This is a genomic window from uncultured Psychroserpens sp. (assembly GCF_947492715.1).
Classification (GTDB): domain Bacteria; phylum Bacteroidota; class Bacteroidia; order Flavobacteriales; family Flavobacteriaceae; genus Psychroserpens.
Genome location: NZ_CANLNS010000003.1, coordinates 236,248 through 261,980 on the forward strand (window position 1 = coordinate 236,248; position 25,733 = coordinate 261,980).

Annotated in this window: 12 protein-coding genes; 11 read left to right on the forward strand and 1 reads right to left on the reverse strand. The window is 33.7% G+C overall.

The genetic code is table 11. The features are described from left to right. The first annotated feature begins 109 nt into the window (after nt 1-109). The 9 genes from Q0787_RS10455 to Q0787_RS10495 all read left to right on the forward strand — a co-directional run bounded on the left by Q0787_RS10455 (nt 110) and on the right by Q0787_RS10495 (nt 11,267). On the forward strand, nt 110-3,016 hold the full coding sequence (locus Q0787_RS10455) for a HAMP domain-containing sensor histidine kinase (RefSeq protein WP_298902551.1): 2,907 nt from the start codon (nt 110-112) through the stop codon (nt 3,014-3,016). A 15-nt stretch (nt 3,017-3,031) separates the two neighbouring features. Beyond that, nucleotides 3,032-3,796, forward strand: a complete 765-nt coding sequence (locus Q0787_RS10460) for a hypothetical protein (RefSeq protein WP_298902552.1) — start codon at nt 3,032-3,034, stop codon at nt 3,794-3,796. Further along, complete coding sequence (locus Q0787_RS10465) at nt 3,768-4,853, forward strand: MBL fold metallo-hydrolase (RefSeq protein WP_298902553.1); 1,086 nt, start codon at nt 3,768-3,770, stop codon at nt 4,851-4,853. Before Q0787_RS10460 ends, Q0787_RS10465 begins: the two co-directional genes overlap by 29 nt. A gap of 154 nt (nt 4,854-5,007) precedes the next feature. After that, the gene (locus tag Q0787_RS10470) at nt 5,008-5,511 is read left to right on the forward strand and encodes a Pvc16 family protein (RefSeq protein WP_298902554.1); all 504 of its coding nucleotides are present in this window, start codon (nt 5,008-5,010) and stop codon (nt 5,509-5,511) included. Nucleotides 5,512-5,524: 13 nt separating this feature from the next. Continuing rightward, nucleotides 5,525-6,448 carry a hypothetical protein gene (locus Q0787_RS10475; RefSeq protein WP_298902555.1) on the forward strand — a complete coding sequence of 308 codons (924 nt, stop codon included), beginning with the start codon at nt 5,525-5,527 and terminating at the stop codon, nt 6,446-6,448. Between the two features lie 275 nt (nt 6,449-6,723). Then, nucleotides 6,724-7,197 carry a hypothetical protein gene (locus tag Q0787_RS10480; RefSeq protein ID WP_298902556.1) on the forward strand — a complete coding sequence of 158 codons (474 nt, stop codon included), beginning with the start codon at nt 6,724-6,726 and terminating at the stop codon, nt 7,195-7,197. Nucleotides 7,198-7,277: 80 nt separating this feature from the next. Further along, nucleotides 7,278-8,015, forward strand: coding sequence for a hypothetical protein (locus Q0787_RS10485; protein WP_298902557.1), 738 nt, complete (start codon nt 7,278-7,280; stop codon nt 8,013-8,015). A 331-nt stretch (nt 8,016-8,346) separates the two neighbouring features. Next, the gene (locus Q0787_RS10490) at nt 8,347-9,183 is read left to right on the forward strand and encodes an AraC family transcriptional regulator (protein ID WP_298902558.1); all 837 of its coding nucleotides are present in this window, start codon (nt 8,347-8,349) and stop codon (nt 9,181-9,183) included. Between the two features lie 137 nt (nt 9,184-9,320). Further along, entirely contained in the window at nt 9,321-11,267 is a 1,947-nt protein-coding gene (locus Q0787_RS10495) for an alpha/beta fold hydrolase (RefSeq protein ID WP_298902560.1), read from the forward strand. A 69-nt stretch (nt 11,268-11,336) separates the two neighbouring features. Here the strand turns inward: Q0787_RS10495 and Q0787_RS10500 are convergent, their stop codons facing one another. Then, complete coding sequence (locus tag Q0787_RS10500) at nt 11,337-13,004, reverse strand: dockerin type I domain-containing protein (RefSeq protein ID WP_298902561.1); 1,668 nt, start codon at nt 13,002-13,004, stop codon at nt 11,337-11,339. Between the two features lie 365 nt (nt 13,005-13,369). On the opposite strand from Q0787_RS10500, the gene Q0787_RS10505 reads away from it, so the two are divergent. Further along, a complete protein-coding gene (locus Q0787_RS10505) occupies nt 13,370-14,965 on the forward strand; it encodes a tetratricopeptide repeat protein (protein WP_298902562.1) in 1,596 nt (531 codons plus the stop codon). A gap of 330 nt (nt 14,966-15,295) precedes the next feature. Then, nucleotides 15,296-25,732, forward strand: a complete 10,437-nt coding sequence (locus Q0787_RS10510; protein ID WP_298902563.1) for a hypothetical protein — start codon at nt 15,296-15,298, stop codon at nt 25,730-25,732. The last annotated feature ends 1 nt before the right edge of the window (nt 25,733 follow it).

Genomic DNA, 25,733 nt, shown 5'->3' on the forward strand with positions numbered 1-25,733 from the left:
AGATTTATTCTAAAGATTTGACTTACTAAATAAAAAAAAGTATATTTGGTTTCCTCCCTATAAGAACCACGACATTAGTTTATTACGTGGGTTTATATATTGTATATACTTGAACAAAATCATCACAACATTAATCAATGAAATTAATGAGATAACTCGGGCTGAGAGCTTAAAAGAGTTATCATCAATCATTAGTGATCATCTTCAACATGGAGGTCTAAATTTTCAGTTTTATACTATAGCCTTAATAGATGAGATTTCAGAAAGAATCAAGGTGCATAAAGTATATGGAGGTAAATCCATAACCGATAAAATCGATATTAGAATATGGACAGAGAATATTGATTATAGTTTAAAAGATAAGAATATTTTATCCTTTGTGGTTGGAACTAGACAATCAGTTTTGGTTAACGGAAGAAGTGTTTGTTTCATAAAAGATGGTAAGAAATCAAAGAATAAAACCAGAGCGGAATTAGAACATTATGGTATTCTCCTTAAGGAAGAAGTATTTGTTGAAAACCCTATTTTAGGGAGAGAATGTAATCGAATATTTATACCAATAATACACCATTCTAAAGGGTCCAATAGCAAGCGTGTTTTAGGTGTTTTTCATGTTGGAGTTATAAAATCAAAAAAGAATGTATTTTATCCAAGTGTTCGTCTAAGACTTCAATTATATATTGATAACTTAGCTCAGGTTATAGCAAAAATACATGAGAAAAATGAAGTTTTAAGAATCAATCAAACCTTAAATCAACTCTATGTTCAGGTAGAAGATAACTCGATGTTGATTGAGGATACTTTTTTGGAGTATGTTGCTGATTACCTTTTCAAATCTACACATGCGAAATCAATGCGGTTGTTATTATTTGAAGATGCACACTATTCGAAAATTTCTGATAAATCTCTTATTCTAAATAAAGAACGATTAGCACATACTTTAAGTGAAGATTTTGATCTTTTAATGAGCGAGAGTAAAATAGTTAGAGGCAACTCTGAAATGTTCTCAAGGGATAAAAGATATAAAAGACTGGTTGTACCAATCGTCTCTGGTGAAGAATATATTGGGATATTAGAATTAATGAGCACTCATGGTACATGGAATAAGAATTCACATAAAAACAACTTTGCTGTAAATCTTTTGTCTGAAGCGGGAGAATATCATGAGGTATTGAAATTTGATAAAATACTGAGTCGTTTAGTCGTTCCTGTAAATCCTAGTCTATATCAAAAGTTGGAAGTCCCATTTATTGCTTTTTGTAAGGAGTATTTTAGGACATCATACGTGAGTTTTTGGTTTAGGGAAACATTTCAAAATTTAAATAGTAACCCTACAGATGCTATTTCATTAGAGCGAATATACCAAACTAAAGAGATTAAATCAGATTGTTTACTTACAAGTGAGGAACGAATTATTGTTTCAAAATTTGAGAACCCTAAGCTAATTTTATGTGACAATAAAGAAGACACCTATAAGGTTAATCCTAAGTTCAGAAAATTTGCAAAAGCAAATGATTTTAAGACAATTATTCTATTTCCTTTATTCAATAAACAACGATTTTTAGGTGTAGTAAGCATTTATCTAAAACGAAGAAAAGATGAACTAACTCCACTAGATAAAGGGTTTATATCGATGGTTTGCGAAAAGTTTGTTGCGTTTGTTTCTAATAAAAATTATTTCGAATCCTTGGAGAAGATTCAAAATTCTATAGGAATAAAGTCTGCTGAGAGCATTTTTGAAAGTATAACTAAAGAGTCACTAAAATCACTTCAATCTGATATTACTTTTACCTATAAACCACAAAAGCATGGCGTAGTTAAATTTTCTAACGGCCACAAGGCAGGTTCTTTTTTTAACAATGAAATTCATAATTATTATAAGGAGAGACAAGATGAAAACATTCCGTTAATAGAAGCTATTATAAGGAGTAAAGAAACCAGATGGTTAAAGTCGCAAGAAGAAATTTCAAACTATTACAATCAGTTTGAGAATACTTGGTCTTCAGATATATTTAAAGTACGTTTTTGGGAGAGGGAAAATATAAACTCATGTGCCATTGTTCAGCTAAAAAATAGTAATTCTGAAATTTTAGCATTGATGATTCTCAATTACAGAGAACCTCAGTTTTTTGATGATGTTCAAAAGAACTCTATTATTCTTTTTGCCCAAAATATGGTTAATGCCTTAGAAAAAGATGAAACATTCAAAGATGCTATTCTTGAACGAGATAAGGCAATAGTTGATATGAAATATTATGCTGAATTGACCGAACAATTGATGCTTAAGGCAACAAGAACCTCCTTTTATTTAATCTTAGAAGGTATCAATCATGAGATCAAGAATTTGCTTATGAGAATGACGTCTTCACTACTCCAAATTGAAAAGAATTCTGATCGATTATTTAAAAAAGAAAAAAACTTAATTAAGAAAAGAAAGAAAGATTTGAATTTTGGCGTCGATATGATTTACAATCTTTTAAAGCTGTTTGATTTTAAGCAAAGAGAACGACGGAGATATAGTATAAATGAAATTGTTATTGAGGTAGTTAATTTCTTTGAAAGAGATAATGATGAGGATGAAAATATCGAATATGATGTGTCTGAACTGGATGAAGGTTTAGAAGAATTGAATTGCTATCGTGTTGAATTTGTGATGATATTTTATAACCTAATTACTAATGCTATTAGTGCTATAAATGATTTGAGGATAAGCACAAATGCTAAAAGAAAGGGGGAAATATCATTTCGAACCGAAATGATAAAAAACAACTATAGATTAGAGGTTACAGATAATGGTATAGGCGTAGATAAAAGTATTGAAGAAAAAATCTTTATAGCAGGTTTTTCGAAACGGAAGAACGACAATGAAAAAGGTACAGGTATTGGTTTGCATTTTGTGAAACTTATACTTGAAGAAAATTATTTAGGAACAATTAAGTGCAGTTCCAGTACAGAAAAGACCACGTTTATTATTGATATCCCCTACAAAGCCAACTTTGTAAATGAACATAATTAATTTATTTAAGAAACTATGAGACTTTATATTTTTGAAGATAACCCTGACCAAGCCCAGTTTATGGTCGCCGAATTGAAGGAACGTAAGCCAGAATATGACATTGTTGTTTTTCCTAGTTTGAATAATTATCATAAACGAAAGGAAAAAGAAATAATCAATTATGAAGGAGAAAAATCATATCTGGTTGATAAGTCCCTTCGTAAAGGAGGTAAAGATAGAGATGGCCTTGTGGCCATTGAAGATATAAGGACTATAGATCATGAATATTCTCCAGTCATAGCATATTCGGCAACAGCAAATTATAGAGAAGAAGCGATAAGGGCAGGCGCAGACAGGTTTTGTGAAAAAACCCCGAAAGAAGAAGAATATAAGGCAATGCACGATTATATTATTGATATTATCGTAAGCATTTCTAAAAGAAATAGTGAAAATAAAAAGAGAATTGTTAAAACAACTTTTGAGGCAATTGTTTCAGGGTTTAATAAAGACAAAGAAACTGTAAGTTTAAGAATTCAAAACCCCAAAAAAAGTGAAGATTTTGTATATAAAGATGTTCATGCCAAACGGTTAGGAGGAATTGAAGGAATTAAAGTTAATCAAGTATTTAGGGTTGTGAAAATTGTTAGTCAAGATGGAAGAGATATTAGACTGAAATTTGAAAACACAGGTGAGACTAAAAAAGAGTCAGAATTGTTCTCAAAATTTGATGAAAATATTGGAAACTCATTTGATGAAGTTTATAAAAAGTATAATGAAGAAAGGAACAAAAGAAAAAATTAAAGTTGAGTTTATTGACGTTGGTCAAGGTGATTGCATAGTTCTAAATTGGACAAAAGACGAAGGAAGTCCTGGCCTAGGAATTGTGGATTGTGCAAACTTTGATAAGAGTCGATTGTATTTTGAAAACAAAGCGATTAAAGAAATTGACTTTTTAGTGCTATCTCATCCTCATTCAGATCATTTTTATGGTATGAGACGACTTTTAGAGTTCTTTAAAGAACAAGAGATTGTGGTAAAGGAAATATGGATTACATTCCTTTTTGCTAGAGCATTTTTAAATGGTGAAAATGGAATATCTCAAAAAGACTTTATAAAGGGAGCCGTGAAAGATGTATATTTACTGGATGAGTTATGTGCGCTCATGGCAGAAATTGATAGAAGGCATAACGCCAAAGAATCAATACTAAAGTTTGCTTTTGAAGATAAAACCATTTCTCTTAATTCAGAATATCAACTTAAAGTCTTAGCTCCTGACATTGTAGAGTCCACACAATCGTTTATAGATTTTACTTTTACACCCAAAACTAGAAAACTAAAGAAGACTTTAAAAAACGACTTAACTCAAAATCCAGATGCTAACCTTTTGAGCAGTTGCTTATTGCTTTTGTCAAAACAAGGAAATGTTTTATTAACCTCAGATTTAACGTCTAAAGAAAAGAAACGCATTTTTGAAAAACACATTGTTAATTTAGACGATTTACAACTCATGCAAGTGCCTCATCATGGTTCTTTAAATGGATTTTGTAAAACGTGTTTGAATCAAATGCCCTATAAGCAAGATTGTATCGCTGTGATATCTGTAGGAAGTAATAATTATGGCCATCCTAAGGATGAAGTCGTTAAATACTATAATTTGAATTTCAAAAATTTACATTTAACAGGAGATTGTATTGACTCCAATAAAGTAGAAAATCAATTTTTTAACGAAGAGAGTTCGTTGGCCGAATTAGTCGACTGCCTTGATCTTAATGATATTATTGGTTTAGAAAGCCTAGAAACTACCTATAAAGGAGCAAAGTCGTTTACTATTTCAAATGGTAATTGTAATGATGGCTAATTAGTGTAATTTACAGGTGTGCAATGATAAAAGCACAGAAAATGAAATTAAGTGATTTGATGAAAATATTCTTTTAAAATTACAATATTGTCCTTCAAAGACCAGAAGCCATAATTTCTAACATAGATGTTATTAACTAAATATTTGTACCATAATGATAAAAAATGTCTTCCAATTTATTTCTAACGAATTAGAACAATACTTGAGACAAACATTGTCTTTAAATGAAAACCACGTCGTTTGTAATCCTGTCATCAATACAGATGGGTCTATTCCGATGCAAAATCAAAATAAAGTAGTTTTGTCTTTATTAAATATTCAACAAGAAGCATCGCGATCTATGATGAATATTAGTAGAAATACCCATAGCGCCGATATAGTGTCAAATCAACCAGAACAATATAGTATTAATGTATTGGTCACATCTTCTTTTGAGGATTATTTGGAGGCTCTAAATTTTTTGGATAAAGCCATGCGCTTCTTTCAAAAACATGCATTAATTAGCCCCGAAAGCAATCCTAATTTGCCTGAAGGATTATTAAAATTAAGTTTCGAATTTGAAGCTACTAATTATGCTGAAATGGAAAGCATTTGGACTATTCTTGGAACAAAACACCAACCTTGTATCATTTATAAATTGCGCATCACAACGTCTTAATCAACAAAGTACTATGAATACCATATTTAAGAAATTCTACAGATTTTTTTATTGGAAAACAGGAGGATATATCCCGTCTATGCCATTAAACCAAAAAATATACCCAGGAGATTTCTTCCAAATAAGGAATGGTGAAATGGTCGTTTTAGGAAATATTTTTAAAGGGTCATTAGTTAACGCGGACGATGCAGATTTGACGTATAATTTAAAACTAAACCCCATGAATTGGGTGTTTAGTGATGGCGTTACTAAGCCGTATTCAGGGAGAGGAAACGAACATAATATAATAGATGGGGATTTTGAATTCGCTAAGCAAATCTTAGCTTTTGATAAAGCTGGAAGTTTTTTATTTAAAGGAGAACATCCAGAAAGTGTAAAACTCTCAAATTGGAGCTTTATTGAACAGGAGTTAATCATAAAATTGACGCAAACATATTATTCGTTTAGAGAGGTATATGTTGTAACAGAATCTACAACTACAAGCAATTGGGCTTTGGCTATTGCAGAACGTGAAAAGGCAGAGTTGGAGTTAGCTGTCCAAAATAACAATTATGAATTGTTAGATTTATTTGGGCATCAAGATACGAAGACAATTAGTTCTAGAGATATTGCATACCATCACAGAGAAAATAAACGTATTCCTAGTTTCTTTAGAGCCAAAAAATTAGTTGTACAAGTGGATAAAATTCAAAATTTCATCAATAATATGACTCAAGAATACGGAAATAAAGACGATTGGGCTCACAGTTTCTTTGAAGCTCGTTATGAGAGTTCTGGAGTCATGCCGTCCATTGGATTTCCTAATGTTGGAACTAGTATTTTAGATATGCTCCCAGCAAATGCCTTAAACCCTAATACGGCTCTAAATTATTTTAAGTGGGATGACGCTAACATGGATGACATTGAAAAACTGTTTTTAGGGTATTCTGAAGACTAAAATTTCGGAAACGCGCAACTAAGAGATGGGTCGATAAGAAAGTTTAAACCTAAATCTTAAATAAAATCTAGCGTTAATAATGATTTAAATAACTTTTCTGTCTTTTTTTAATTTTGTTGTTCAGCCCGTTGAGTCACTTGTATTTTGCGTCTTTTTGGTGTTTTTGTAGCCCATTTGTAACCCCATGCATTTAGCTTAGTAAAAACTGTTTTTATACATTTATAGCATAAATGTACACCCCCTTTAAATGAAACGTTTTTTCGTAGGCTTCTTTTTTGTGCTATTATGTCAATCTTTTTTTTGCTCAAACTAAGAGCAATGACCTCACCAAAGAGTCTTTAGACCAAAAGGTTAATGAACTGAAGCAAAAAATTGAATCCTCTAAAGAAGGAAAACGACTTAAATTATTAGATAGTCTTTCATGGCTTGTCAATAATAAAACAAAATATAGTTTCGATTCTATTGCCAAAATAACTATAGATTATGCTTACGAGTTGGATTCAATCAATATGGCATTGAGACACACTTCCAACCTTATGTTTTATTATGCTAATAGGGCTTCTAATGCCCAAGCAGGTGTAAAGGTTTTTGAAGATTTTAAAACAAAAAACACAAACAGTAAAGATTATGATCTTTTAGGACGGCTTTATACAAACGCCGCAGATAGTTATTATTTTTCAGGAAAAACAAATGAGTCTCTGACTGCCTTTACAGTAGCTATTACTCATCGTTTAATAACATTTTATTAACGTTTTTACATTCTTTATTTTTTATATTCAGTATTGTGAGAAAAGGGATTTACCAACCGCTCGTCTTTTAAATACATGATATGAATAAAACACTACTCATTGCAATGAGTCTATTTGCCTGTCTAAACATAACAGCTCAAAAAATAGACACCCTTCTTGTAGAACCTGGATCTAAATATATTGATGGGTCATTTTTGAAAAATTACACCAATAAATGGAAGGTTAGTTTTATCGATTTGCAAGGAAAAAAAACACCAAATAAAGTATGGACAGATTATGGAGAGATGGTAGAATTAGGTGGTAAAACATATTTTCATCGTGTTCAAGATATATATTCTCCAGATTTGGTTCATATAGATACTTGGGTCAATATGGTTGAAAAATCAACATTGAAGCCATGGCAGTTTTATTCAACGAATGCTTCAGGAAGTAATACGTTTTACCAATTTTCGGATACTGAATTAGTTATCAATTCGAATAAAAATGAAGAGAAAGTTCAAAAATCTGATACCATAAGCCTAAAGAAACCTGTATTCGATTGGAATCTTTATGGTATGTTGTTGGTAGGCCTTCCGTTAGAAAAAGAGGCCATTTACAAATTCCCGTATTACGATGCAAATACCAAGAAATTAGCCTATTTAGTAGCGACTATTGAGGGTGAAGAAGAAGTGATTAATGCCAACGAAAAACGAATAAAAACTTGGAAAATAAAATGTAGTGATGGGCTCGTTTTCTGGGTAACAAAAGCGGCACCTTATGTGATTCAGTTAGAATTACCAGTTCCAGAACGCGGGAAATTATTTTGGAATTCATATTGATATCTAGGACCTTAAAAGTGATTTCCTTGGTTAAATAATATTAGTATTGATGAACGTATTATCTGTTTTATTCTTGATTAATGTTATCCATGGGTTCTTCTTGGCTACGATTCTATTAATTAATAGTGCAAAACAAAGAAAGAGTGTTGTTTTTTTAGTGCTTTTGATTATTATAATTTCACTTTATCAAATCAAGGCAATAATTGTTCTAGAGGGTTATTATAGTTCATTTCCGTTCTTAATACAGTTTTTTTTACCGTTCCATTTTTTGCTTGGACCATTATTCTACTTTTACATTAGGTATACCGCAAATAAGGACGATGGATTTAAAATGAAGGATCTCTTACATTTTATTCCAGCATTAGTTTGTTTATTGATCTTACTTCCGTTTTATCTCAAATCTGGGGTAGAGAAATTAGCAATCTATAGTGCGCCAGAACCAGATAACTTTAATGTGGCTTCTACTAAGATGTTCTACTATATTCCAATTTTAATCTCTATTCTTTTATATTGTTGGATTTCATGGAAATTTATAAGATCAAAACATAAGAATTTAGATGGTAGAGCCAATAAAAACTATCTGGAGAAATTGCTGTGGTTACAGAAATATACTAATGTATTCTTAATTTTTATATGCTGTTTTATAGTTGCTATGCTCATTTTTGTTTTCACAGATTTTTATCAGTTCTATGTGATGTTAGCAACAGTATTTGCGTCTTCAATGTTAATACATTATATCGCCTATTGGGCAATAAAAGAATCTAGAGTTGTACAAAGTCATATGTCTACAACACATAATGAGTTGGGCATTTTGACTCAAGATCGTATAACAGACTTAAAAAAAGAGATTATAAATATTTTGGAGCACGAACAACTTTTTTTAGACAGTAATTTATCTGCGCGTGATTTCTGTAGTCGTTTAAAAATTAACTCTCAATATTTATCACAAATTGTCAATACTGAATTTCAATGTAATTTATCCTATTTAATTAATTCGTATCGTATAGAATATGCTCAAAATATTATTGCGAGTGGAGCATACAATCATCTTAATTTTTTGGGTATAGCTAATATGTCTGGATTTAATTCGGCGAATGCTTTTACAAGAGTATTTAAACAACATACCAAGATTACACCTTCACAGTATAAAAAACAGCAAGAGGCTTAACTTTAGTTTGATAGGCGCTTTAATCACTCAATTTATAAATTGTGTGCTTTTCTATACATTTTCACTGAAACAGATTCTTAATTTTCTAGTCTTGTTGGTATATGAAGGTTATAACAAGGATAAGTAAATATGTAACAATGAAGAAAATAAAGATTAAAAAGAGAATTTGGGTGCTATTAATCGTTTTAGGATTAGGCGGTTATTTGTTATACAATGTGATTTTTGTGAGCGATATTCCTATTACTGAGCCTAATGTGAATCACAAAGACATAAATACTTTAGAAATTACAAAAGACACGTTACACGATTATTTAAATAATAGACTTGCCGTTATAGAACAAGGAAAGTTGGTTGTTCTCGAAGACCAGTTAGATTCAATATCAAATCACATTGAGCTCTATTTTGAACGATTTAAATGCACTTCTGAAAGCCCACTAACACCCATTGTGTTTTTAGCAGGAGGTCCTGGTTCTGCGTCTACAAGTATAGGTCGTTCAGAGTATTTTTATTTGTTTAGAGCGTTGTCAAAATATGCCGATGTCATTTTATTAGACCAAAGAGGAGTTGGGAACTCGATCCCAAATTTATCTTGTCGAAATTCTCTAGATACACCAACCGAAATAACCCATAACGTACAACAACAGATTTTAAAAGATCTTGTGGCAAAATGTAAAGAATGTGCTAATGAATTTCTTGATTTGGGTATAGACTTAAGTGCTTATAATTCGTATCAGAGTGTCTTAGATATTGAAAATTTAAGACAAGCACTAGGCTATCGCAAGATTTCATTATATGGATATAGTTATGGAACCGAATTGGCTCAACTTTATATTAAATATTTTCAAGAAAATGTTGATAAAGTGATTCTTGCTGGTCCTTTAGGTCCTGATCATGGGCTGAAATTACCGCTAGAAGTGCAAGGGCAATTTGAAAAAATGGATTCATTAATTAAGATAGATAAGAAATTGTCTAAATATATTCCAGATTTTATGCAATTAGTAAAGTCTACGCATAGTGGTTTGCAAGCACAACCAAAATTTATTCAGGTTCCTTTGCAGGATGCATTTGATCAGGACGATACGTCAGAACGATTTCTTGGAGATATTATCTCAAAAGTGAGGCCCACTTGGGATATGACGCTAACAGACGAACATCTTCAAATGATGGTTTCAGATCAAATAGGAAAAGATCAATGGATAAAAGATTTCCCCAGCTTTTACTATCAAATAAGTCAGGATAATTGTCGCGACGTAGGTAATTTACTTAGGAATTTTAGACGACGACGATTACCAAATGCCTTATTCTTTACGGCAAATGCTGCTTCAGGCTATACAGATGAACGCTGGGAAATGGCTAAAAAACACGAGCAATCTTCGGTGTTTTCTCACTTCGGAATTTCCTACGGACGATTTCCTGAGGTGTACAATGCATTTGGAGTTAAAAAAATCAACAATTTAAATACTCCTGTTTCAGCTCCAACTAAAACCTTGCTCATTGGGGGAACTCTAGATGGGAGAACACCGCCAAACCAAGTTGAAGATATGATAAAGAGATTTCCAAATTACAATCGAATTATAGTTGAAAATGCAGGACATAATGGGCTACTGGATAATGATATAATGAATACTATTGTGGCTTTTATTAAAGAGGATTCATTAAAGAAGCAGGTCGTTATTCATCGAAAATTAGAATTCAAATCTCCTGTGCCTTATCGTTATGCTATTAATGATACTATTATCAATACAATAAAGGTGTCTGGAGTTAAAGAAGCTATAGACTTATATCAGAATTTGCATAATCAATATGCGTCAGTGCCAGATTATATTTTCAATTTTAGTGAAGGCGCTATCGATGATATTTACGATGTTTTGGCTAATAAAAACGACTATGAAAATGCCATTGAATTTCTAGAATTCACGCTAACTGTATTCCCAAACAGTCATAAACTCTATCGCAACTTGGGAGAAGCATATTATCATAATAATGATAAGACAAAAGCTAAAGACAATTTAGTGAAGGCAATAGCCCTTGATTTTTTTGACCCAAGAACACAAGCATTGCTTGCCAAATTGAATAGAAATTAAAAGATCATTAGAAATAGTATGATGTCTCTCAATTAAGTTGTTGACGTATATCGTTTATTCGAGTTTTAATTAGTCTGGACATTTCTTCTTATCACGCTTCTTTTTCTTGAGTTTAGCCTTGAGTTTAGCCCAATCTTTTTTGGTTGGCACTTGTTTTAAGTTAACAGGCTTTATGATTATAGTATCGGTAACACCACCAACACTTATGTCATCTGGGTCTACTGTATATGTGGTGTTAACAGACCACATAAAGGAAGCGAGTACCTTTTCTGGAGTAGGGTCAATGCATATGAGTTGCGTAAGGAAAGTTGATGTTCTGAGAACCACATCTCCTTTTTTAAAGATATGCCTTTTACCACCAACCCAAACGGTGTCATTTTGAACAATATGAGGCCCATCGGCAAATACAAGGTTGCCGTTTTCTTCATATTGTGCCTGATAACAAAACCAGTCTGCATCAGTCCCAAGGGTGTTATTATCAACATGAAAGCCTTTAGAATCGTATAATGGTTTTTTAGACTCCCCATTTTTAGTGATTTTAGTGGACACAAATTGAACCCAACATGCTTCATTGCAGCCCATTTCTGTAATACTAGTAAGTGGTACAGATATTTTGGCAAGTCCTCCAGATCCAATATGAGGTTTTGGAGTGCCCCAATTCGCATTATCACGTCGTATGGCACCTCCTGTAACATCTTTAGGAAAAGGCATAGATTCTGGAATACAAGGATCTTTTATAGTAAAATCCACAATTTCAAAAATATCTTGAGGTCTTACCTGTGTTGCGCCTTCGCCAGCGGGTTGAAAATTTTCTTTATATATTCCTTTTTTTATGGTCTCACAATCAAAATTGAACGTGGCAAAAGGAGCTTTGTTTTTAACAATAAGAATCGTGATGTTTTTAGCTTTCGACCTTAGTGTTCGCTCTTTTTTCGGCTTTAATTTTTTACCACTTCCTTCTGCCTCCTCACCACTGTCATTATAGGCAAATATTTTAATGCCTTTCATGTGTCCTTTAAAGACAATTCTAGTAATGCAACAACTATCTTCACTAACACCATACTCTTCTTCAGGGATTTCAGGAACCTCTTGAAACATGATGTTTTTGGAAATTTCAGAATAGGCAATATTGCCTGGTGTCATTCCATATTTATAGACTGGGAGTTGTAAGCTATTAATACCATTAGATTGCAAACTTACCGATGTGCCATCATCTGAAATTTCTGGAAGTTCTTCAAAATAAACATAGAGGCTATCGGCTTCAATGCCACCTTCAATAAATTTTGAAGGCTGTAAAGTTTGATTCATGAAATGTATTTCTGTTTCAGGACTAAGGTTGACACCAGCAATAATTAATTCTGCAGGCTCTCCAGTCTCGATATCGTCTTCAATAAAATCGGCATAAATTAGTGACGGCCTTTTTCCGCTTAAGACATCCTCCATAAACTGAATGTCATCTTGATTAATTTTGCCGTCTCTATTTACATCTAATTCGGGATAATGAGGTATTGTTTCGTCAAAGGCAGATTGAATGATAATTAAGTCTTCTTTATTTACATTTCCATCGTCGTTTAGATCACCACCATAACCAAATTCGTAGTCTTCAATGGGTGGCATTTCTTCTGGTGTAATATCTAAGCCACCTTTGGGATTGGTGCTAGTTGAGTCTTTACAAGATGCAACTAATAACAGTAAGCCAAGCAATCCTAATAAAATAATGTGTATTGTATTTCTCATAACATAAAAGGTTTAGTGTCATGGAATTTATAGATGTATAAAGAGCGGAGATATTAAAGATACTAAAAATCAACGACTTAGAAAATGTGAATGTCATTTTTATTTTATGCTGTTCGTTGCCATTTAGTTGTACGCATTCTAGACTTAATCAAACAAAAGTTAAACCATTTTAATCTAGGGTTGTTAGATTTAAACCTATGTTTTGAGATATTATATAAGGAAGATTCCCTTTTTTTAAGTTCATCAGTTTTGTTTAACTATCTTTGGATGGAATTGATAAAATTGCCTCTACATTGATTTTAGATTGTTCTAATTTGGTTAAGTTTTTGACAGGCTTTAGCAAACATTGTGTTTGCTTTCTTGTTATGTCTGTCTTCACGATTACATTAAATGCGCAAAATGATAGCCTCGAAGTTGAGAGACTCTATAAACTTGGGATTGACAGTTTAAGAGTGAAAACACAAAAATCAATACACAATTTTGAGAAAGCCATACAAATTATTAATGACAGTATTTTAACTAAAGAAACCGATAACAACTATTTTTTATTAAAAAAAGCGTTAATACTAGATGAGTTAAGTCATTATTATCGAAAAGATACTGATGATGTACCTAGTTTAAAAGCCATACAAGAAAGTTTAAAAATAAAAGAAAGTATCGGAGAGACCTATACACTATCTAGCACATATCGAATTCTAGGTAGACTATATCGTTATAAAAAGGATAGTATTAAGGCATTAGAATATTATAAAAAGGCCTTAGCTCAGTCTAAAATGTATGGGAATGATAAAGAACGTGTACAAACATTAAGTGCTTTAAGTGGATACTATCTTACTTATAAAGATATAGAAAAGAGTGAAATGTATGCGCAACAGGCACTTAAGTATGGTGATTCAATTGGGTATAACAAAGGCAAATCTTTAGCATTTCTCAATTTTTCCAATATAGAAAAACGAAAGAAAAATTACGAATCGGCTATTTCATATTCAAATAAAAATATAGAACTATGTGAAAAGACTAATGATAGAATTAGCATAGAAAGGAATTATAAAGTATTGGGTTATTGTTATAGGAAAATGGGACAACCTGAGAAAGCTGTTTTTTATTATAAGAAGTCGCTCGACTTATTAATAGATATAGGTATCGAAGGTTCAATAGCTAACCGTTGCCTAGCTTTAAGTAACGCTTATACAGATTTGGGAAATCATGAACGTGCATTTGCATTCTACAGAGGGTATAAGCGCCAGCAGATAAAGGACATGAATATAAAAAGCATTAAAGAGTTTGCTGAGCTAGAAGCTAAATACACTTATGAACGCCAAAAGACGATAGATAGTATTCGATTGGTAGAAGAGCAGAAAATTAATGAAGAGCATCTTCTTCAACAAGCATCGACCAGATTTTGGAAAATTACTGCTATCATTGTTGGTGTGTTTGGATTGATTATAGCTGGTATCGTTTTTGTTTCGAGAAAACGAAAAGAACAAATTCGACTTGGTCAACTTAAAAATGAAATGCTACAAAAAGAAGTAGATTATAAACAAAAAGACATTTCAGATTTTGCATTAAATATCTCAAGAAACCGTAAATGGAGAGAAGAGTTATTAGCGTATATTAAAAAAATAAAAAAATCGGGTTCCTTCAAAGATGACTCAAATTTTAAAGATTTGGAAAAGGCTGTTTTAGAAAGAGAGATCGTGGATAATAATATGGTAGATATTCAAAGTAAAGTAGATGTTCTCAACACAGCTTTTTATGAAAAACTACATGAAAAATTCCCTACACTTACAAAAACAGAAGCAAAGATTTGTTCTCTTATTCGACTGAATATTGACAATAATGAAATTGCCTTACTTCAAAATGTAGCCCTCGAATCGGTTTACAGAAGCAGATCAAGGCTTAGAAAAAAGCTAAATTTATCTTCAAAAGATGATCTCAATACGTTTTTAAATCAATTTTAGTCTTAAACTTCTAAAAAACTATTAATCAGTTGATTAATATTTATTATTTTTTGTTTGTACATGATTTGTACATGAGCTTTTTTAGCTTGTACATCATTTGTACATGACATTTCTTTTCCTCTAGATGTTCTAGTAAATAGTTTTGAAGTAAACAATTCAAAGTGCATCGAACGAATGTCAATAAGGCAATTCTTTATTAACCTTTTCATGAAAGATCAAAAGATCATTGAAAAAGAGAATGAGCGTCTCAGGGCTGAGTTATCTGCACTAGAAAAGTTAAAAAAGAAATTAAAAGGAACGTATTCCAAAAACTAAAACAACCTCTTTATCATGAAATCCCCTTTACATTGCAATTTTCTATATTTATTTTTCTGTATTTCAATTAATGCATGGAGTTTTCAAAATGTTAGTGATTCTTCCATTTTAGAGTTCAACAACTCGGCTAAAAAAATTGAACCTATTAAAGACAGGAACAGTATTGAAGTAGACCACTATGGCAATTTAGTTTATACCGATATTGTTGGTGTTGACGATGATATCCGTATAACTATTGAAGGTCTTAATTATCGCCTAAGTAATTCGGCGGCCACATTAGTTGCAGGTAGAGGAATAAAACAAGACGGACATGATGTCTTAGTACCAATTACTCTGGTCACAGGTGAGATCAAAATCAATACCAAAGGAGGTGATGATACCTTTACTGTAGATTTTTCTAAAGGTGATTTCAAGATTCCAATACAATATGATGGAGGAGGTCAAAATACAGTATCTGGAGATGATATGGTGTTGCTTAGTTCAGATGATAAAATTTATGATAGTGTTGAACACACGTTCATTAATGATAATGATGGTCTTATTGATATCACTGGCAATAGCAATATTAGTTATATAGGTCTTGAGCCTATTACGGATAACTTAAATGTTGATGATCGGGTTTTCACATTTACAGGAAATCTAGCAAATACGGAACAAATTTCTTTGGAAGCCGGTGGTACTTTAGGAAACCTTATAGATTCCAATTATGGGGAGTCAGTAGATTTTGTGCGTCCTAATAATTCATTAACAATAAATACTTCTGGGTTTGGTGATGATATTTTAGATATAAAAGGATTGGCAATTGGTAACTACGACCTAACGGTTAATGGAGGTGACGGCGATGAAATACGTTTTTCTAATAATGCAATTAATCTCGGTGGTGGAAGCCTAAATTTGACCAGCCATGAGATTCATTTTTTAAGAAATGTTTTTGCAAACACAATTACAACTACAAGCGGAAGTGTTACGGCAATTGAATCTGCTACGGTCAAGGCAACTAACGGAAGTTTATCAATGACTGCTGGAACAGTAGTTCCTCCTATTGATGGAATTAATACTGACACTGGCGGATTATATATGAATTTTGGGACAATTGAAACAACAGGAACGCATGATATCAACATTAACGCAACTACATATTCAGCTATAAACATAATCAACCAAACTTCATTAATTGGCTTTAGTATGGAAGATAGTAGCATTATTACCCGATTTGGTGATATTACTATTACGGGGAATGGTGTAGATAATGGATTGGCCGATTTTAGTGGAGTTCGCATGGGGAACAACACAGTTATTCAAAGTCTTGCTGCAGATATTACGATTAATGGTACTGGCAGAAATAGTGTGAATAATACTAATATTGGAGTCTCAATGGTGTCTGGGAATATTCGAACCAGCACTTTAGGCATTATAGATATTACAGGTGTAGGTTATTTAGGGATTGATATAAAAGGTACTATTGGAAACAACAGTGGATTAAATGTATCTCTACAAGGAACCAGTGGAGCAATGAATGTTCCCGCAATAAACATATCATCTACTAGTGCAATATTGGCGGCTAATAATAACATTAATTTAACTGCCAATACTGGTTATATCAATACTCCAAGTGGAGTAGCTACGCAATCACAATTAAATGGAATTAATACCATTATTAATGGTGTTTTGGCGCCAGGTCAATCTCCAGGACAATTCATCATGAACACAGATTTGAGAATGGATTCTGGTGATGTTTTGGAAATAGAAATAGATGATTTTACAACAGCTGGTACTGATTATGATCAGTTACAGGTGAATCGTTCTGTAGTTTTAAATAATGCGACGCTCAATTTTGTTGACAATAGTGGGAGTTTCCCTGAAGAAGTTGTCTCCTTGACAATTATTGACAACGATGGAACCGATCAGGTATCTGGAACTTTTAATGGCTTAGCTCAAGGAGCTTCCATTGCTGGCAATGGAAAAACTTGGTACATATTCTATAATCAAGGTGATGGTAATGATGTGGTATTAACTTCAGCATCAGGAATTCCACATGTGACTGTAAATCAAGGAAATATGCTATTTACGGGTATAACATCTGAGGATGATAACCTAACAATCATTGTAGATGGAGCAAATTATCGAATCAGTGATTCTGGTAAGCCAGTAATTGCTGGAGCTGGTACTATTCAAGATGGAAATGACACCTTGGTGCCCATCTCTTCTATAACAGGAAGTATTAATGTTAACACAGAAACAGGAAATGATCATTTAACTATCGATGTAAGTGGAGGTGATTTTGTTGATGCTATTAATTTTGATGGAGGGACTAATTCAGACGGCTTATCGCTATCTGGAATTTCAACATATAATGATGTTACCCATACCGTTAGTAGCAATGGTGATGGAACTATCTTAATCACTGGAAACAGTATTATTTCTCACACAAACTTAGAACAGTCAATAGTAGATAACTTAGATGTTGATAATCGAGTTTTTACACTGAATTCAAATAATAGTAAGGTATTTGCTCCTTTAGGTACCTTAGAGAATCAGGTCGCTGTTGCTGGAGTGATAACAATAGATTACAATAATCCCAATAATACTTTAACTATAAATGGATCTGGAATAAGTCAGAATTTTTGTGTGATCAGTGGATTTGCGACTGGGTTTGATGCCAATGTAAACATTTCCAGAAATGATGATACTATAGATTTCCAAGGGATGGATGTTGGAACAGGTAGTGTTTTTGTTGTTTCTAAAGTTATTTTGGTTAGGGGTGATGTCTCTACGGAAGGCGCAATACAACTTGTAAGTTTTGATCAGGTTTATATAGAAGGTGGTAGTGTTACATCATCTGCTGGAGAGAATATTAATATTTTTGGTGGAACAACTCCTACACCAGGTGCTGCCTTTTCTGGTTTAAGTGTTATTCAGTCAACCATCCAAACTACTGGAGCGGGAGCAATTCAGCTTGTTGGTCTTGCGTTTAGCGATAATGCAAGTTCATCCTCAAAAGAAGGTATAACAACATATCAAGCTAATATAATAAGTGATACAGGAGATATTTCTATTTCAGGAACAGGACCTAACATGGGAACTGATAGTAGTATAGGAATAAACATGTCTACTTCAACAAATATCCAAAGTAATGGAGGACATATTAATATTACTGGTACTGGAGGAAATAGTAGTGGTGATGATAACAAAGGTGTCATTATTTTTGATACCGCATTAATTGCAACCGCAGGAGCTGGAACGATTACCATTGAAGGGACTGGAGGTACAGGTACAGACACTAATTATGGTGTAGAAATGCAGGCAAACGCTATTGTTAGAACTGAAAACGGGGATGTTTCTATTACTGGAAGTAGTATAGATGCTATAGGATCTGACCAAACAGGGATGATTATTGAAGGTGTAGTAAATACTACAGGTACTGGAAATATTTCGGTTACAGGAACTAGCAGCACAGCAAACGATTCATCTATAAATCTAGCATCTAGTGGAGCTCAGCTTCTTGCAGGTGGAAACTTATTAATCACAGGGAATCAAGGACCCATTAATACACCTAATGGTATTACAAGTCAGACTCAATTTAGTGCAATACATACAACTATCGATGGAGTTTTAGCTCCTGGGCAATCTCCAGGGCAATTAACTGTTGTTGGAAATCTAACTATGAATTCTAGTGATACACTAGAAATGGAAGTGATTGATTTTAATACTGCAGGAATTGATTTTGATCAAATAATGGTAAACGGAACAGTGAATATAAATGGAGTTGATTTCAACCTATTGGACACATCTGCTAGTTTTTCTAGCCCAGAAACTCTCATTTTAATAAGTAATGACGGAACTGATGCAATAAATGGAACATTCAACGGACTTCCTCAAGGAACCTCCATTGCAGGCAATGAAAAAATTTGGAAGATTTACTACGATCAAGGAGATGGAAATGACGTTGTATTAATTTCATCTCCAAATCCGAATGTCATTGTGGATGGCTCTGGAAATTTGGTTTATACAGGAATGAATTTAGATGATGATAATCTCACTATTATAGTAGAAAATGCACATTATCGCATTAGCGACTCAGGAAAGCCGTTAATTGCTGGAGCTGGAACAACTCAAGATGGAAATGATGTCTTAATACCAATCGCTTCTATAACTGGAGCAATTAATATTAATACTAACGCCGGGAATGATAGTTTAACTGTCAATTTTAATGGTGGTGATTTTTCAGATGCTATTAATTTTGATGGAGGAGGTAATTCAGACGGTTTATCACTATCTGGAGGAGCAACATTTAATACTGTTACTCATACGGTTAATGATGCAGGAGAAGGAACCGTAGATATTTCTGGAAATGGTACAATTACATATATAGAGCTAGAACAAACAATAGTTGATGACCTAAATGTTAATGATAGAGTTTTTACGCTAAATTTAAGTGATTTTACAGAATATGAGCCTACAGGAAGTTTAGAGAATCAAGTCTCTGTTTCTGGAGTGATAACGATTGATTATAACAACCCCAATAATTCTTTAACCTTAAACGGGGCTGGAACAGGTCAAGGGTTTAATCAAATCAAAGGGTTTGCTGCTGGGTTTGATGCAGATTTATTCATTAGCAAGTTAGAAGATACCGTACGTTTCGGCGCTCCAGGAGTTGCAGGTACAGGTACAGATCTTGAGACAGGAAACTTTGATGTGAGGGCTCTGAATGTTTTAGTTCGAGCAAATGTGACTACAGAAGGGGCAATCGTTCTTGAAAGTATAAATGCAACTGATGTATCAGAAGGAAATATAACTTCTACAGCAGGAGAAGACATAACTATTTCTGCTGGAACCCAACCTACTGAAACTGCAGCATTTTCAGGATTAGAGATTTTTGTATCAACAATCCAGACCACAGGAACGGGAACAATTACGCTTTCCGGTCAAGGATTTATCGATAATACTTTTTCTGGAGTAAGAGGGATCACATTATTTGAAACGAATTTAATTACTGATACAGGAGATATTGACATTACAGGAATAAGTGCTACAACAGGATCTAGATTTAATACTGGGATAAATATGTCTATTTCAACGAATATTCAAAGCAGTGGTGGAAACATCAATATTATAGGAACCGCAGGGAATAGTATAGGTGATCGAAACATAGGAATTGTAATGTATGATGGAACAAATATTCAAACCACAGGTACTGGAATTATTACTATTGATGGCACAGGTGGTACTGGTACAGATACCAACTATGGTATAGAAATGCAGATAAATTCGGTTGTTCAAGCTGAAAATGGTGCTATTTCTATCACAGGAAGTAGTTTAAATACTACAGGTGTTGACCAAATTGGGTTGCTAGTTAATGGTGTGGTCAATACTACAGGTAGTGGTGATATTTCTATGACAGGAACCAGTAGTGCAGCAAACTATCCATCAATAAATCTACCGTCATCTGGATCACAATTTAATGCTGGTGGAAATTTACTGATAACAGGAAATACTGGACCTATTAATACGCCAAATGGCATTTCTGGTCAGGCTCAATTTAGTGCAATTAATACAACCATCCATGGAATTTTAGCTCCAGGTCAATCACCTGGGCAATTGACTGTAAATGGAAATTTTGAAATGTCTTCTGGTGATACACTAGAAATGGAAGTAGCTGATTTTAATACCGCTGGAACAGATTTCGATCAGATAGTGGTTAATGGAACAGTAGATTTAAATGGAGTAACCTTAAATTTAACAGACAGTTCGGGTAGTTTTTCTAGTCCTGAAAATCTTATTTTAATTGATAATGATGGTACTGACCCAGTGGTTGGTACATTCAATGGATTATCAAACGGAACTCTTATCGCTGGAAACGGGAAAAACTGGTATATCTATTACAACCTAGGAGGTACCAATGATGTTTTATTAAGTACTACTCCTCCAAATATACATATTGATGGTTCAGGAAATCTTGTTTTTCAAGATCCTTATTCATTAGATGATAATCTTACAATCATTGTAGACGGAACGAATTATCGCATTAGTGATTCAGTAAAACCTATAATTGCAGGATCAGGAACCACTCAAGATGGAAATGATGTTTTAGTCACTATTACCGATGTAACCGGTGATATCAATATTAATACAGGAGAAGGAGACGACTTTCTAAATATAGATTTTGAAGGAGGTAATATCATGAATGCAATTAACTACGATGGAGAGGTAGGAGTAGATGGAATCTCATTATCAGGAACAAATATCCATGATAATATTGCTCACACCATTACAGGTAATAAAATAGGCTTTATTGATATTTCAAATAATGGTACTATTAATTATACAGGATTAGAGCACACTATTAGAGATTTTCTTGATGCTAATGATCGCGTCTTTACCTTTAAAGTTCAAGCCTCTCGTATTATAATACAAGAAGCAGGTGCTGCAAACAATCAAATATTCTACTTAAACGGAACAAAGATAGAGTATAAAAATCCTCTTAATTCATTAACTATTGATGGTGATTTTGAATTTCAAAATGGCAATTTTGCTACTACTTTTGTCGATATTGAAGCTATGGGTTCTGGGTTTGATGCAGATTTGATTATTCATAGAGAACATGACAATGTTCGTTTTAATACCGTAAACACAACTAACCTTGGTAGCGGAAACCTAAATGTAACTTCTGGGAGTCTTGAGTTGTTTTTTCACAATATCACAACCACAGGATCAGTTACTACTACTAGTAAACGTGTAACTAATATTAGAAATGCCACGATTCAGGCTGAAGGAGATATTTCTATTACCTCTGGAACACTTGTGTTACCAAATAATATTGTCACGTCAGGTTTGACCAGCGCGCACTTAGAGACCACAGGATCTGGAAATATCATCATTAACGGAACAGCATATGCGGCTTTTAATATAAACAACACTACATTAGATGGTTTCTATATGATTCAATCTAGTAGTATTTCTACAGATGCAGGTGACATTACAATTATAGGAAATGGGGTTGACAACGGAAATGCTAAATTCAGAGGATTGCGTTTACAAGAATCCTCAAATATACAAAGTAATACAGGAGATATAACTATTACTGGTACAGGTAGAAACAACAATAATGATTCAAATATTGGTGTTTCAATGCTTGCTGGTACAAACATTCAAACGGCTGGTGAAGGAGCGATCAATATCACTGGAACAGGATGGATTGGTCTAGAATTAGACGGAATAGTGAGTACAACAGGCACAGGAAATGTTTGGTTACATGGTACGAGTGGAGCAATAAATGCTTCAGCAATCAACTTGCCTTCCTCAAACGCACAATTACAATCTGGAGGTTTCTTGTACTTAAATTCTAATGTAGGCCCAGTTAATACACCTGAAGGTATCACCTCACAGATTCAATTTAATGGACATACAAGCCTTAACGGAGTTTTAGCTCCAGGGCAATCTCCAGGCCAGTTAATTGTGACAGGAAATCTTGCTATTGGAACTAGTAATAACACTTTGGAAATGGAGGTGAATGATTTTACTACCGCTGGGATTGATTATGACCAAGTGGTGGTTAATGGTATTGTGAATTTAAATGGCGGTACACTGAATTTAATAGATAATTCAGGAAGCTTCAGCAACTTTGAAACTCTTGTCTTGATTGATAATGATGCAACCGATCAAACCATCGGAATCTTTAATGGACTGCCTAATGGTGCTCCAATAGCAGGTAATGGAAAGACGTGGTATATCTATTACAATCAAGGTGATGGTAATGATGTAGTGTTAAGCTCAGAGCTTCTTCCTAATGTGTTAGTAGATGGTTCAGGGAATCTTGTTTTTCAAGATCCTTATCTGGCAAACGATGATCTTACTATTATAGTTGATGGTTTAAATTATCGTATTAGTGACTCTTCAAAACTTGTAATTGCAGGTGCGGGAGCCACTCAGGACGGGAACGACGTTTTAGTATCTGTAGCATCAGTAACGGGTACTATCAATATCCTTACAGGAGATGGTAACGATAACCTAAATATTAACTTAAGCGGCGGGGGTTTTCAAAATGAATTTTATTTTGATGGGGGCACTCAAAATAATGGTATGTCATTATCTGGATCGGGCAATTATGCAAATGTTGTACATACGTTTACAGATACTTACAGAGGAACTATTCAGATACCTGGTAATAGTGAAATAAGTTATAATGACTTGAATTTACCTATTACAGATAATTTAGACGTTAATAATAGGACCTTTAATATGGGGCAAGATGATTATATGACTTTATCTGCAGGAGGCTCTTTAGATAACCAAATCAATGTTTTTTCATCAACAATAGTAGATTTTGGCAATCCTAATAATTCACTAAGTATTAATAATACAGATTCAGGAAATAAAACTGTAGTGATGCAAGGACTAGCAGTCGGATTTGATGCAGATTTATCCATTAATGTTCAAGAAGGAAATGATGTTCGCTTTGATACTAATCCTACTAATATTGGTAATGGTAATCTAAATTTAGAATCTGGAAGGCTAGTAATAGATAGTGATGGAAGTATTATTACTACAGGTTTAATTGTTACTTCAACAAAAAGTACAACAACTATCTCTGGAACAATTCAGTCAAACGGAGGAAGTATTACTATAACTGCAGGTACTGAAGTTGTTTCTGGGAGTAATTTCGGAGGTATATATATGTACAACGGTCACGTTGAGACTACAGGGTCGGGAGATATTATACTTGATGGAACGATATATTTAAACATTCCTGCAATTGTTACTATAGATGGATTTTGGATGACAGAAGATAGCAGCGTTATAACGGATACGGGAAATATTATTATAAGAGGAAACGGCGTAGATAATGGGAATGCTAATTTTAGAGGAGTACGTATTGAAGGTACATCAAGCATTCAAAGTAATGCAGGAGATATCAATATTTTTGGTATAGGAAGAAATCAATCTGACCTTGCTAATGTTGGTGCTTGGACAACATCAAATACAACTATTCAAACTGCAGGTACAGGAACCATTAATGTTGAAGGTGTAGGTCATATAGGATTAGAGTTGAATGGAGTGATCAGTACATTAGGTACTGGTAATATTTCATTAGAAGGAACAAGCGGTGCAACTAATGTTCCAGCTATAGATTTTGTTTCATCAACTGCACAAGTTCTAGCAGGAGGTAACCTTTCACTGATTTCAAATGTAGGATCGATCAATACACCAGTTGGAATTACAGGACAAAATCAGTTCAGTGCAATAACGACCACTATTGATGGCTATTTGGCACCAGGGCAATCTCCTGGACAATTAAGAGTAAGCGGAGATTTTGAAATGAACTCAGGTGATACTCTGGAAATTGAAATCAATGATTTTACTATTGCTGGAACTGATTATGATCAAATAGTAGTCAATGGTATTGTAGATATTGATGGAGCGACTTTAAATGTATTGGATACTTCAGGGATTTTATCTGAAGATCCTGAAACACTTGTGCTGATTAGTAATGATGGTGTTGATCCAATTGTTGGGGTATTTAACGGATTACCTAATGGGTCTTCGGTAATAGGTAATGGTAAGACATGGTATATTTATTATAATCAGGGCGATGGTAACGATGTTGTACTGAGTTCTGATAGGATTCCTTTTGAAACTTTAATAAGTCCAAAAATATACTTACAAGGCGCAGCTATAAATCCAAATGTTGGACAAGAAAGCTTAATGCGTGATGATTTAAGACTATCAAATTTAATCCCTCAAATGTCGCCTTATGGCGATGGATTAGTAGCAGATGCATCTGTGTTTGCGGTTGTAGGCGCAGATGCTATCGTAGACTGGGTTTGGATAGAATTGCGCGATGAAAATAATAGTGCGTTAGTCTTAAGCGGTCAATCTGCTTTATTACAACGAGATGGGGATATTGTTAGTTTAGATGGCGTTAATCCTTTAAATATAGACTTAGATTCAGGTAATTATTATGTAGCTGTCAACCACCGAAACCATTTAGGTATTATGAGTAGTGCTGCCATTTCTTTAAACAGCACAAATACTCTAGTTGATTTTACAGATGGTAGTATTTCTACCTACGGTAGCAACGGACAAACAGTTTTAGGCATGCCAATTGGAATTCAAGGCCTTTGGGCAGGTGATACTAATAGTGATGGCATTGTGCAATATTCAGGTGGTATGCCAGATACACCAGGAGTATTGTCTTATGTGTTGAACGATCCTGCAAACTTCTTAAATCTCCCAACGCATCAAACAAGTGGTTATTCCAATACAGATGTGAATATGGATGGTGTCACCCAATATGCAGGAAGTAATTCAGAATTGCCTTTTGTTCTGCAAAATGTACTGAGTTATCCTGCTAATTTCTTAGGATTGAGTACGTGGCCAATAGAAGAACAGTTGCCAGCAAATTTAGGACGTTATATGCAACTAAGGAATGATTTTGAAAACTCCAAAAACTAAA

What these genes read in the sequence shown, in the direction of transcription:
- Q0787_RS10460 (WP_298902552.1), top strand. Translation starts at nt 3,032, where the DNA reads ATGAGACTTTATATTTTTGAAGATAACCCTGACCAAGCCCAGTTTATG.
- Q0787_RS10465 (WP_298902553.1), top strand. Translation starts at nt 3,768, where the DNA reads ATGAAGAAAGGAACAAAAGAAAAAATTAAAGTTGAGTTTATTGACGTT.
- Q0787_RS10470 (WP_298902554.1), top strand. Translation starts at nt 5,008, where the DNA reads ATGATAAAAAATGTCTTCCAATTTATTTCTAACGAATTAGAACAATAC.
- Q0787_RS10475 (WP_298902555.1), top strand. Translation starts at nt 5,525, where the DNA reads ATGAATACCATATTTAAGAAATTCTACAGATTTTTTTATTGGAAAACA.
- Q0787_RS10485 (WP_298902557.1), top strand. Translation starts at nt 7,278, where the DNA reads ATGAATAAAACACTACTCATTGCAATGAGTCTATTTGCCTGTCTAAAC.
- Q0787_RS10490 (WP_298902558.1), top strand. Translation starts at nt 8,347, where the DNA reads ATGAAGGATCTCTTACATTTTATTCCAGCATTAGTTTGTTTATTGATC.
- Q0787_RS10495 (WP_298902560.1), top strand. Translation starts at nt 9,321, where the DNA reads ATGAAGAAAATAAAGATTAAAAAGAGAATTTGGGTGCTATTAATCGTT.
- Q0787_RS10500 (WP_298902561.1), bottom strand. Translation starts at nt 13,004, where the DNA reads ATGAGAAATACAATACACATTATTTTATTAGGATTGCTTGGCTTACTG.
- Q0787_RS10505 (WP_298902562.1), top strand. Translation starts at nt 13,370, where the DNA reads ATGTCTGTCTTCACGATTACATTAAATGCGCAAAATGATAGCCTCGAA.
- Q0787_RS10510 (WP_298902563.1), top strand. Translation starts at nt 15,296, where the DNA reads ATGAAATCCCCTTTACATTGCAATTTTCTATATTTATTTTTCTGTATT.